The organism is Cupriavidus sp. 05N40, from assembly GCF_056397305.1.
This window is the reverse complement of the sequence record NZ_JBFTND010000023.1, coordinates 39,408-50,948: the sequence shown is the minus strand read 5'-3', so window position 1 is coordinate 50,948 and position 11,541 is coordinate 39,408. Positions and strand designations below refer to the sequence as shown.

Here is an 11,541-nt window from a genome sequence, read left to right as displayed (position 1 = left end):
GTGCCATGCGCGCCGGCTGCAGCGCGCGCCGCGCCGGGCGCACCATGGCGCCGCGCCGGTCGCGCCTGAACGGCTGCGCCGCCAGCCACGCCGCGCCGAAGGCGCTCGGCGCGCAGCCAAGCTGCAGGAACGCCCCCAGCCGGCGCACCCGCGCATACACGGCGCGGCACAGCGTGCGATGCCCGCCGAACAGCCGCACGCTGGCGCCGGCATCGATCATCACCGTGGCCGCGTCGGGGTCCGGGTGCAAGGCCACATGCGGCGAGAAATGCAACAGCGCCAGCGCCAGCGCCGTCATCAGCTGCGCCTCCGCCGCCGGCTCGCGCTCGAGCTGCACCACCTGCGCCGACAAGGCCTGCACCCCGCCGCGCCGCATGCCGGCCTGCACGCCCAGCGCCGCCGCCGGCCCGTTGGCCAGCACCACGCGCTCGCGCTCCACCACCGCCACCGGCACGCTGTGATGCAGCAGGCCGGGAACGGCAGCGGCCGCGGCAGGCTCAGGCCAGTTCGGCTGCAGCGCGTCCAGCGACAGGCGCGGCAGATGCACCGCGATCCAGTACGACATGGGCTTGCTCTCCCGCAATAGCCTGGGAAACCGGCGATGGCGCAACCTCCGCAGGCAAGGTCCGCGGCGCGCACGGACGGCCCGGCACCGCCATCATCTCGTCGAGCGGCAGCACCAGCGGCTGCTCGCGCACCGGCCCGCGCCGCTTGTGAAAGGTGATCGACATCGCATTGCCCGGCGCCGGCGCCAGCAGCAGCCGCAGCACCGCCGGCGACGACTCGTGCAGCACGCCGGCCGGCCGGCACGCCCATACCGCCGCGTCGCCGGCCTGCGCCAGCACCTGYAGGCGGCGCAGCGCCTCGGGACGCGCCGCGGGCAGCCATACCACCACCGCGCCGAAGGCCTGGCTGCGCAGCACCTGCTCCGCCGCCCACAACACATCGGCCTGCGCCGCGGCCTTGCCCGCGCCGGCCGGCGCGCGCATCCAGAACACCTGCCGGGCCGGCAAACCCCAGCTGGCCAGGCACGTTGCATTGGGCAGGTGCGGCGGCCCCACCAGCGCCAGGCGGCGCTGCCCCGCCGCCAGCGCCACCAGGGCCGGCCGCAGCAGGCGCAGCTCGCCCACGCCGGGCTCGGCCAGCAGCAGCTCCGTCAGCGCCCCCAGCGGCCAGCCGCCGCCCGGCAACTCAGCCGACAGCGCGGCATGTCCAGTCTCCACCGCCGGCACGCTACCCGCCTGCCCCGCCCGGCCGAGCTGCCCCGCGCGCCACAGGCCGGGATAGCGCCGCTCGAGCGCATCCAGCGCCTCCTGGCGGCCCCCCGCGGGTGCCGGCGCCAAGGAAGAAACGCCCGGCAAGCCGGGCGAGTCGGTCTGAAGATGGGGTGTCATGTGACGCTTGCGGCCTTACCCCGAGGGACAAGGCGAGATTTCCGATTACTGTATATTTATACAGTATCACGGTTGGGCGCAAGGGTGAAGCGGGAGGGTCGGGGACGGTGCGCGGGAACGACGCCGGAAGGGGCAGAGAAGGCGCAAGGAAAGAGCACGGAAAGCCTGCCCCGAGGCGCGCGCGGGCCGGCCGGCAAGACATATCGGGACGCCCCGGCACGCCGTGCCCTGCAGTTGCAGTTGCAGTTGCAGTTGCAACTGCAGTCGCTCAGTTCACCCGGTATCGCTTCACCATGTCCCAGTCCAGCTCGATGCCGAAGCCCGGGCCTTGCGGGATCGCCATGATGCCGTCCTTGATGCGCGGCGGGTTGGCCCACATGCCGGGGAAGATCGGATCGCGGTCCGGGTCGGGGAAGCACTCGACGCAGATCCCGTGCGGCATGGCGCCCAGCATGTGCGAGGCGATCTGCGGCTCTTCGTGGTGCGCCATGCGCACGCCGGCCAGCGCGCAGGCCGCGGCGGCGCGGCGCCATTCGGTGATGCCGCCGCCTTCCGAGGCGTCGAAATTGACGATGTCCACCGCGCCGGCGTCCAGCAGGCGGCGCACGCCGGCCGCGCTGACTTCGCTCTGGCCTGCGTTGATGGGGATCGAGGTGGCCTGGCGCACCGCCGCCATGCCGCGCACATCGTCATGCCAGTGGCAGGGTTCCTCGAACCATGCGATGTCGTACGGCTCGACCAGGCGGGCGAAGCGCGTTGCCTCCGCCACGCTCCAGCCGCGGTTGGCATCCACCGCGAGCAGGAAGTCCGGGCCGCCGCCTTCGCGTGCGTACTTCACCCGCTCGGCGTCTTCCTCGGGCGTTGCCCCGCCCACTTTCACCTTGCAGCCGGCCATGCCGACCGACCTCAGCCACGCCATCTCGCCGGCCAGGTCGGCAGGCGTCTTGCCCGGCAGGTAGTAGCCGGCGATGGCGATGATGGGGATTTCCTGGCGGTAGCCGCCCATCAGGCGGCACACATTGACGCCGAGCGCCTTGCCGGCCAGATCCCAGACGGCCGAATCCACGCAGGCGATCGCGTTCATGACCAGCGGCCGGTCCGGCGCCTTGATGGTCAGGCGGAACAGCTTCTCCCAGATGCGTTCGCAGGCATGCACGGACTCGCCGACCAGCAGCGGCGCCATGTCCTGCTCGATCATGCGGGCGATCTCGGGGCCGTGTTCGCGGGGGTCGCCGTTGTACACCTCGCTGACCAGCCCCGAGCTGGTATGGATGCGGGTGATCACGGTGGCGCGGCTGTCGACCTTGTACGAGCTGCCGGAGAACACCTTGTTGAGCGGGATGCGGACGGCAATGGCCTCTACGCGTTCGATCTTCATGGTTGCGGATTCCTGTGGTCTTGCGGTTGGATGGGCGTGCGGGCCAGGCTCAGTCGATGGTGGCGCCCGAGCGCTTGACGATGGCAGACCACTTGACGCTCTCTGACTGGATGTAGGCGCCCAGGGCCTCGGGGGTGGAGCCCACCGGCACGATGCCGTCGAACATGAAGCGCTTGCGCAGGTCGGAGTTCTTGATCAGGGCCGCGATCTCGCCGCTGAGCTTGTCGACGATGGGGCGCGGCGCCAGCAGCGCGTACCAGACGTTGGATTCGTAGCCGGGCACGCCCGCCTCGGCGATGGTGGGCACGTTGGGCATCGAAGCCGCGCGCTGCGCCGTCGACACCGCGAGCACGCGCAGCTTGCCGGCCTTGATCTGCTGCGACGCGACGCCGTAGCTGGCGAACATCGCGCTGACCTGCCCGGCCAGCAGCGCCGGCATGGCGGGCCCCGTGCCCTTGAACGGCACATGGACCATGTCGAGCCCGGCCATGGATTTCAGGAGCTCCATCGACAGGTGCGGGCCGCTGCCGTTGCCGGACGAGCCGTAGGTGTACTTGCCGGGATTCGCCTTGACCAGCTTGATGAATTCCGCCAGGTTCTTCGCCGGCACGGAGGGATGCACGACCAGGAAGTACGGCGCGGAGGCCAGCAGCGAGACCGGCTCGAAATCCTTGATCGGGTCGTAGGGCAGTTTGCGGTACAGGCTCTGGTTGACGGCGAGCTGCGAGGTCAGCGCAAGCGCCAGCGTATAGCCGTCGGCAGGCGCCTTGGCGACCATGTCCATGCCGATATTGCCGTTGGCGCCGCCATGGTTGTCCACGATGATGCGCTGGCCCATGCGCTCGGACATGTACAAGGTCAGCGGCCGCGCGACGGTATCGCCGCCCCCGCCCACCGGATAGGGCACCACCACGCGCACGGGGCGGTTCGGATAGGTGTCGGCCTGCGCTGGCGCCGCCGCGGCGGCGCCCATGCAGAGCAGCGCCAGCGCGCCTGCGCGCCCCAGTAACCTGGCAATTCGGTTCATGACTGTGTCTCCTGTCTGTTTTCTGTTATCTGTTATCTGTTGACTGCTGTCTTTGCAGGCATGGTCGCCTTCAGTCCAGCCAGCCGCTTGCCCGGGTCTCGCCAAGGAAGCGCTCCACGATCTGCGGGGCAAGCCCGACATAGGTGGCGGGATCGAGCAGCGCATTGAGCGCCGCCGGTTCGAGCGCCGCCCGGATGGCCGGATCGCGCGACAGTGCCTGCTCGAAGGTGATGCCGCTTTCCATGCCCAGCATGGCGGCGGCGTAGACCAGTTCGTGCGCGCTCTGCTTGCCGACCTTGTCGGCCAGCGCGAACATCACGCGCTCGGACATCAGGAAGCCGCCGAGCAGGTCGAGGTTGGCGCGCATACGCGCGGCGTTCACGGTGAGGCCGGACAGCGCGTAGTGCATCATCTGCAGCATGGCCGCCGCCATCATGCAGCCCTCGGGCACGGCCTTCCATTCCATGCGCACGGCCGCCACGTCGCGCTCATGCTCGGCCATCTGGGCGTCGTGCATCATCGCCACGCTGTAGCGGATAGCGCGGCTGAGCGTCACCACGGTCTCCACCACGGCGGGATTGCGCTTGTGCGGCATGGTGGACGAGCCGACCTTGCCTTCGCTGAACGGCTCGGCCAGCTCGCCGATCTCGTCGCCCTCGAGGTTCATGATCTCGTTGGCGATCTTGCCCAGCGTGGCGCCGATCAGGCCGAGCACGCTCACGTACTCGCCCAGGCGGTCGCGCGCGGGCTGCCAACTGATCGGCGCCACGCCCAGTCCGAGGCGCGCCATCAGCCGCGTCTCCAGCTCGCCGGCCTGCTCGCCGAACGAGGCCTGCGTGCCGACCGCGCCCACCATCTGGCCCACGAAGGTGCGCTGCTCCAGGCCGCGCATGCGCTCGTGGTGGCGGCCGAGTTCCGACAGCCAGATCGCGCATTTGTGGCCGAAGGTGATCGGCAAGGCCTGCACGGCATGCGTGCGCCCGGCCATCGGCGTGTGCTTGTGCTCGTCGGCAAGGCGGTACAGCTCGCGCGACACGGCGCCCAGGTCGCGCATCAGGATGCCGTGGGCCTGCCGCACCTGAAGCATCATGCCGGTGTCGTAGACGTCCTGGGAAGTCGGCCCGAAATGCACGAACTCGCCCAGCCCGCCGGCGCATTGCCGCTGCAGGGCGCGCACCGCCGGCACCAGCGGGTGCTTTACGCGGCGGGTTTCGGCAGCGAGCGCGGGCAGGTCGATGTCCGCCACCCGCGCCCGGGCGCCGATCTCGGCGGCCGCCGCGGCGGGGATGATGCCGAGTTCCGCCTGCGCGGCCGCCAGCGCGGCTTCGAAATCGAACCACTTCTGCACGCGGTTCTCCTCCGAGAACACGGCCCGCATCTCATCGGTGCTCCACATGTGCTGCTGGAGGGACTGGTCGAACACACTGCTGGTCATCGCGGAAGCCTTTTTCGCCTGAGGGGTTACAGCCATTCTCGGCCGCCGGCTTCTTTCTGTAAAATGACATGTTCGTAGACAATCATTGCCAAAATGGCATGATATGACCCTCCAACAACTACGTTGCCTGCAGGCAGTCATTGCCAGCCAGCTCAGCGTCTCCCGCGCCGCGGACGCCCTGCACACCACCCAGCCGGCAGTCAGCAAGCTGATCCGCTCACTGGAGAGCGAGATTGGCGTGGAGCTGTTCGTGCGCCGTGGCAACCGGCTGGTGAGCCTGACCGATGCGGGACAGGAAGCGGCGGCGCTGTCGCGGCGCGTGCTCAACGACACCCGCGCGCTGAACGGGCTGGCCGGCGCCGGGCAGGCGGGCGGCGGCAGCGGCACGCTGCGCGTGGGCACCACGCACATCCATGCGCGCTATGGCCTGCTCGACGCCATCCGCCGCTTCAGCACCGCGTACCCGGCGGTCAACCTGGAACTGCTGCAGGGCCACCCCGCGCAGATCCTGCAGTGGGTCAGCGAGAACGCGGTGGACCTGGGCATCTCCACGCTGCCGGACGTCACGCCGGAGGGCATCATCTCGGTCGAGGCCTACCCCATCCCGCGCTGCCTGATCGTGCCGCGCCGCCATGCGCTGCTGAAGCTGGCGCGCGTGACCATCGAAGACATCGCGCGCTACCCGCTGGTGACCTACGACGAGCACTTCAATTCGGGATGGGTGGTGATGCGCGAGTTCCAGCGCCGGGGGCTGTCGCCGCGCGTGGTGGTGCGCGCGACCGACGCCAATGTGATCAAGGCCTATGTCGCCGCCGGCCTGGGCGTGGCCGTGGTCCAGCAGATGGCGGTGGAGCCGCGGCGCGACACCGATCTCGCGGTAATCGATACCGCGGACCTGTTCCCGCCGTCGATGGCGGCAGTCAGCCTGCGGGCCGACCAGTACGTGCGCGGCTATATGCAGGATTTCATCGACATGATCGCGCCGCGATAGCGGTTGGCGGCAGACGGCAGACGGCAGGGGGCGAGCGGTGCGCCCGCCGCCTGCCCCGGGCCGCCTCAGTCCAGCGCCTGCCCCGGCCGGAACCCGTCGCGCAGTTCACGCTTGAGCACCTTGCCGATCGCGCTGCGCGGCAGCACGTCCACCAGTTCCACCACGGCCAGGCGCTGGGTCTTGCCGACCTGATCGTTGGTCCAGTCCATCAGCGCCCCGGCCGATGCCGCGGGGGCTGCCGCGCCGTCGCGCAGCACCACGAAGGCCACCGGTGTCTCGCCCCAGCGTTGCGAGGGCACGCCCACGACCGCGCAGTCGGCCACGGCGGGGTGCTTCTGCAGGATGCCTTCGAGATCGCTGGGATAGATGTTGAAGCCGCCGCTGATGATCATGTCCTTCTTGCGGTCCATCAGCGTGAGGAAGCCGTCCTGGTCGAAACGGCCGACGTCCCCCGTGCGGATGAACAGCTTGCCCGCGGCGTCGTGCCAGTGGGCGGCGGCGGTCTTCTCGGGCTGCTTGTGGTAACCGGCCATGATGGCGTTGGAACTGCCGACCACTTCGCCGATCTCGCCCACCGCGACTTCCTTGCCGTCGTCGTCGATCAGGCGGATATCGTGGCCTTCCATGGGGCGGCCCACGGTATGGAGCTTGTCCGGGAATTCGTGCGCGGCCAGCACGCAGCTGCCGCCGCCCTCGGTCATGCCGTAGTACTCGACCAGGCCGCCCGGCCAGCGCTTGAGCACATCGGCCTTGAGCGCCGCGCTCAGCGGCGCGCTGGTGGAGAACTTCATGCGGTACGAGGACAGGTCGTAGCTGTCGAAGTCGGGGCGCGCCATCAAGCGCTGGTATTGCACCGGCACCAGCATGCTGTGCGTGACGCGGTGCCGCGCGGCCAGCTCCAGGTAGCGCTGCGCATCGAACTTCGGCATCAGCACCGCGGTGCCGCCCAGCGCCAGCGTGGGAATGAAGCTCACCAGGGTGGTGTTGGAATAGAGCGGCGTGGAGATCAGCGTGACGGCGTCGGGGCCGTAGCCACCGCTTTCCTGCACGCGGCGAATCTGGTTCCAGCGCAGCGCGTGGGCATGCACGATGCCCTTGGGCGTGCCGGTGGTGCCGGACGAGTAGATGATGTTGAACACCTGCTCCGGGTCCAGCGGGTGCTCCTGCGGCCGGCTGCCCTCGGGCGCGAGCCAGGCCTCGAACGACTGGCCGGCCGGCGCACCGGCCAGGCCCACCAGCGGCACCCCGATGCCGTCCTTCACCGGCGCGAGCTCGCGCAGGACATCCGCGTCCACGAACAGCACCCGGGCATCGGAGTCAGCCACCATGCCGGCCAGGCTGGCCGGCGTGGACGACGGCGCCAGCGGCACCAGCGCCACGCCCGCGCGCAGGCCGCCGATCAGCAGCGCCGCGTACTCCGCCGACGCCGCCGCGCAGATGGCCAGCGCCGCGCCGGGCCGCAAGCCGTCACGCTGCAGGGCGGCGGCGACCCGGTCGGCCAGCGCATCGAATTCCGCGTAGGTGAGCGAGCGGCGGTTGTCGATCACCGCCGTGTGGCCGGGCCGCTCGGCGGCGTGCAGCCGCACGCAGTCCGCCAGGTTGCCAATCGGCTGCGCAAGAAGTTCTGTGATGCCCATGGGAAATTCCTGTCTCCATCTGGTGCCGCGATCGGTTCCGCCGGATGCGGCGGCCGTCGCGAACGGATTGTGATCGGGAACGGCAATACGCCGCACCGTCCGGCAAATCCCGCCGCCGAGCTGCGGCCGGACCGGAGGATTCTCGCACGGACGCGACGTTCGGGTGCGGTGGGCCCGACGGGGCCGTCCGCGGGATACACAAGCGAAGGCCCCGGGGGCACCCCCGGGGCCTTCTCTCCCCTGCAACGCGGCAGGCGGAAACGCGAAGGACCGGCTACCGGCTTGCGCCAGAGGCTTGCCTTAAAGCCATGCCTTAACGGCTTGCCTCAGAGCGGCCCACTGCCGCCGATCCAGTAAGGCGAGCGCCCGTAGTATTCATGCAGCGTGGTGCCCCACTGCGGATCCGCCATCGCAGGCCAGCTGTCCTTGTCGAAGCCGGGCGCATCCTTGATGCGTTCCGCGGTGACGCCGATACGGAAACACTTCTCGTCGGTGTCGAGCGTAAGGGCGCCCCACGGGATGGCGTGCAGCGTGTCGCCCATGCCGAGGAAGCCGCCGCTGGTCAGCACGGCGTAGGCAATGCGCCCGCCGCGCACGTCGAGCATGATGTCCGAGATCTTGCCGACATGCTCGCCATCGGACGAATAGACCTTGTTGCCGTCCAGCGTCGCGGCCGCCATGACCTCGGGCCCGGGTCCATCACCGATACCGTTGCCGACAATGGCCGCGCCGGCGCCACCGGCGAGGCCGCCGGGATTGAGTTGGTTCATCTTGGTCTCCTGGATGGGATTCGTTCCGAAACCGGGCGCAACGAACATGCCAGCACGCATCCGCGCACTGCCCGCGGCGTGCCGCGCTCCAGGGGACGTGCCAAGGGGCGCGCCGCGGGAAGAATTACAAAGGCGGGTAATTTTCGGTGGCGGGTGGGGTCCGCCATGCCGGCCAGTCTGTGCGCCGGCGCACATGGCTTCGTGAAGCGGCCGCTCCGGCATCTGGGCAAAAGCTGCTAGATTTCCATGGCGGAATGAAAGGCGCACTTCCGCACCGTCGTGCCGGTGATGCCGTTGCTGCATTCATCCGCACCATCACCTGCCCGCCGCCGGACCATTGGAGCATTCGGCCACTGGACCCCTGGACGTGGCAGGACTTCAGCCTTGATTCCGGTTGCCAGAAGCGGGCGCGGCATGCGCGCCGGCTTCGCGCGGCAACGTTCCCGAATTTCCAAGTGGGCAAGGGGTTATCCGGCGCCCGCGAGCGGTTGAATCCGCGGCCCTGCCGTTGCCCGCAGCGGGCAGCGCTGCCGCACAGCTTGCCACCTTCACCCGGAGCCCCGATGCGCGTCCTGCCCTCTCTGTCCTCAGCACCTTTCTCCAGCCTGTTGCGGCGTGCGCCGCCGGAGCCGTCCCGCCAGCGGGAGCCGCACGGCATGCAGCCCGGCCCTCGCCGCGGCGGCCCCACCACCGAAGAAACCGCGGCCTATCACGCGCGCCTGCAGCCCTATCTCCAGGCCGGCACGGTCTTGCGCGGCGCGCGCTTGCCGAAGGCAGCCATCGCGCGCTATACCACCGGCATGCGCGCCAACGCGCACTATTTCAGCCACCCGCTGTGGATGGATGAGTGGCTGCAGAACGTACACCGCTACCCTGAACTGCGCGAACGCTGGCATGCGGCCATCGGCACGCTCGACGACAAGATCCTGGTCGACATCGGCTGCGGCCCCGGCAACCTGCTTGCCACGCTGGGCGGCCAGCCGCGCGAGGCCATCGGCGTGGATATCGCGCCGGGCAGCCTGGCAATGGCCGCGCGCGTGGGTTATGCGCCGCTGCTGGCCGATGCGCACGGCCTGCCGCTCAGGACAGCGATCGCGGACATCGTGGCCATCAACGGCTCGCTGCACCACTGCGACGACATGGAAGGCGTGCTGGCGGAATCCGCGCGCCTGGTCCGTCCCGGCGGGGTACTGGTGCTGGACCACGACCCGCAGCAATCGGCCTGGGATTTCAACGGCGCCGCCTTGCTGATGTGGCGCCTGCGCTTGCCGCTGTACCGCTGGCTCGGGCGCGGTGGCCACCGCGCAGCCGATGACGAGCAGCGCCGGGCGCTGGCCACGGAGCTGCACCACCGGCCCGGCGACGGCGTCAGCGAGCGCCTGCTGCGTGGCACGCTCGAGCCACGTGGCTTCAAGGTGGAGATCTACCCGCACAGTTACCGGGTGGGCAAGGACGTGCTCGACGGCAACATCGGCCGGCCGCCGCTCAAGCTACGCGTGGCACAGCGCTTGTCCGGCATCGACCCGGCCTCGCGCGAGGCGGCGCTGAGCCTGTTCTGCGTGGCCACGCGAGCGGCCTGAGCGCCGGCGCGCCCGTGGGCCCTGCCCCATGCGCATGACGCGAGACATGCGCCTTGCCTGTCCGGATCCGCCCCGGCGGGCCGGCGCATGCCGGAAGACGAACCAACGCTCGCCGGGACCACGCGCCCGGGCCGCGATCCCGCGGCCCAGTCGCCTTTGTAAGCCGTTTCCCTACGCCAGATTCATCCACCGCCGATACGTGTTTTCCACCGCGCCGACGCCGTCGCGCCGCCCCCGCGCCTAGCATGGAATCAAGGAATTACCGCGATGCCCCCGGCAGCAAGCCCGGGCTCCCGGCAGCCGGCAAGCACGCCGCCAAGCGAAGAAGCGAAACGGCGAAGAGCAACGAAGCGGAGAACAAAATGCGCCCGGACATCACTACCCTGCATTCGATCGTGGCCAAGTGGATCGCCCCCGCCGAGGGCCTTCCCCTGCGCGTGGCACGCTTCGGCAGGACGCACGCCGGGCACGTGCCTTATGTCTGCGTGCAGCGCGCCRCCGACATGCTGTTCTTCTTCCGCCACGGTGATGGTTCGTGGTGCGTGTTTCCGCCGGTGGCCGCGCGCGCCTGGGGGGCGCAGGGCTGAAACCCGACCCCGGGGCGCAGACTCGCGCGCCCGGGGCGGGAGCCGTCTTGTTGCTCAGGTTGCTCAGGCAGCTCAGGCGGCTGCCTCGTAATCCACCTGGTGCCGCGCGATGCGCAGGTCGCCGAGTTCTTCCTTCACCCGCAGGTGCTCCGGGTGCGTGGCATAGCCTTCCAGCGCGCTCTGCGACTCGAACTCCGAGTAGAGCACTACGTCGCAGGCATAGTTGACCCCGCTCGAATCCACTCCCACTTCCAGATGCCGCAGGCCCGGAATGCGGCCGCGCAGCCCTTCAAAGGCGAGCTTGAGCCGGGCCACGGCGTCGCGCTTGTCCCGCTCGGTCTCGCCGCGCAGGTTCCACATCACGATGTGTTTGACGATGGACACGTTTCCCCCTTGTCTTGGTTCAGCTTTGGCTCAGCTTGCTTCCCGACGCGCCGCTCAGGCCGGCGGGAAGCCGGCCTTCTGCGGCCACAGGTTGGCGAACGCGTGCACCGCCGACTGCCCGTACACGCCGGCGCGCGTGAACGGCTCCGCCGCCAGCCAGGCCTTTGCATCGGCGTGCGAGGGGAAATCGATCACCAGCAGGCTGCCGACCATGGTTTCGCCATCGTCGCCGAGCAGCGGGCCGGCAAAGGCAATGCTGTCGGCCTTGGCGCCCAGGTAGACCTTGTGATCGGGACGGACCTTGGCGCGCAGCTCGCCGGTGCCCGGCTTGTCGAGAAGATGGAATACAAACAGCATG

The 11,541-nt window shown here is 69.6% G+C and carries 12 protein-coding genes; 3 read left to right on the top strand and 9 right to left on the bottom strand.

Going from position 1 to position 11,541, the window contains the following annotated elements; translation table 11 throughout:
• The 5 genes from AC1DO7_RS07905 to purB form a co-directional block, all read right to left on the bottom strand.
• Window positions 1-565 (bottom strand): Y-family DNA polymerase (locus AC1DO7_RS07905; protein WP_477115968.1); only part of this gene is annotated, 565 nt, incomplete at its 3' end.
• Complete coding sequence (gene imuA, locus AC1DO7_RS07900) at window positions 498-1,394, bottom strand: translesion DNA synthesis-associated protein ImuA (protein ID WP_441614213.1); 897 nt, start codon at window positions 1,392-1,394, stop codon at window positions 498-500. The genes imuA and AC1DO7_RS07905, both read right to left, overlap by 68 nt.
• A gap of 268 nt (window positions 1,395-1,662) precedes the next feature.
• Window positions 1,663-2,772: a mandelate racemase/muconate lactonizing enzyme family protein gene (locus tag AC1DO7_RS07895; RefSeq protein ID WP_441614212.1), complete on the bottom strand. Its 1,110-nt coding sequence runs from the start codon at window positions 2,770-2,772 to the stop codon at window positions 1,663-1,665.
• A gap of 49 nt (window positions 2,773-2,821) precedes the next feature.
• Entirely contained in the window at window positions 2,822-3,799 is a 978-nt protein-coding gene (locus AC1DO7_RS07890) for a tripartite tricarboxylate transporter substrate binding protein (protein ID WP_441614211.1), read from the bottom strand.
• Between the two features lie 70 nt (window positions 3,800-3,869).
• Entirely contained in the window at window positions 3,870-5,234 is a 1,365-nt protein-coding gene (purB, locus tag AC1DO7_RS07885) for an adenylosuccinate lyase (RefSeq protein WP_441614210.1), read from the bottom strand.
• Window positions 5,235-5,337: 103 nt separating this feature from the next.
• On the opposite strand from purB, the gene AC1DO7_RS07880 reads away from it, so the two are divergent.
• On the top strand, window positions 5,338-6,225 hold the full coding sequence (locus AC1DO7_RS07880) for a LysR substrate-binding domain-containing protein (RefSeq protein ID WP_441614209.1): 888 nt from the start codon (window positions 5,338-5,340) through the stop codon (window positions 6,223-6,225).
• Between the two features lie 65 nt (window positions 6,226-6,290).
• On the opposite strand, the gene AC1DO7_RS07875 is transcribed toward AC1DO7_RS07880, so the two are convergent.
• Both AC1DO7_RS07875 and AC1DO7_RS07870 read right to left on the bottom strand, forming a co-directional pair.
• Complete coding sequence (locus AC1DO7_RS07875) at window positions 6,291-7,862, bottom strand: class I adenylate-forming enzyme family protein (protein ID WP_441614208.1); 1,572 nt, start codon at window positions 7,860-7,862, stop codon at window positions 6,291-6,293.
• A gap of 326 nt (window positions 7,863-8,188) precedes the next feature.
• Entirely contained in the window at window positions 8,189-8,632 is a 444-nt protein-coding gene (locus AC1DO7_RS07870) for a PRC-barrel domain-containing protein (protein ID WP_441614207.1), read from the bottom strand.
• Window positions 8,633-9,288: 656 nt separating this feature from the next.
• On the opposite strand from AC1DO7_RS07870, the gene AC1DO7_RS07865 reads away from it, so the two are divergent.
• Window positions 9,289-10,212: a class I SAM-dependent methyltransferase gene (locus AC1DO7_RS07865; protein ID WP_441649686.1), complete on the top strand. Its 924-nt coding sequence runs from the start codon at window positions 9,289-9,291 to the stop codon at window positions 10,210-10,212.
• A 362-nt stretch (window positions 10,213-10,574) separates the two neighbouring features.
• Entirely contained in the window at window positions 10,575-10,799 is a 225-nt protein-coding gene (locus tag AC1DO7_RS07860; RefSeq protein WP_477115967.1) for a hypothetical protein, read from the top strand.
• A gap of 72 nt (window positions 10,800-10,871) precedes the next feature.
• On the opposite strand, the gene AC1DO7_RS07855 is transcribed toward AC1DO7_RS07860, so the two are convergent.
• The gene (locus AC1DO7_RS07855) at window positions 10,872-11,183 is read right to left on the bottom strand and encodes a Dabb family protein (RefSeq protein WP_441614204.1); all 312 of its coding nucleotides are present in this window, start codon (window positions 11,181-11,183) and stop codon (window positions 10,872-10,874) included.
• 54 nt (window positions 11,184-11,237) lie between these two features.
• On the bottom strand, window positions 11,238-11,540 hold the full coding sequence (locus AC1DO7_RS07850) for a YciI family protein (RefSeq protein ID WP_441614203.1): 303 nt from the start codon (window positions 11,538-11,540) through the stop codon (window positions 11,238-11,240).
• Window position 11,541: the final 1 nt, after the last annotated feature.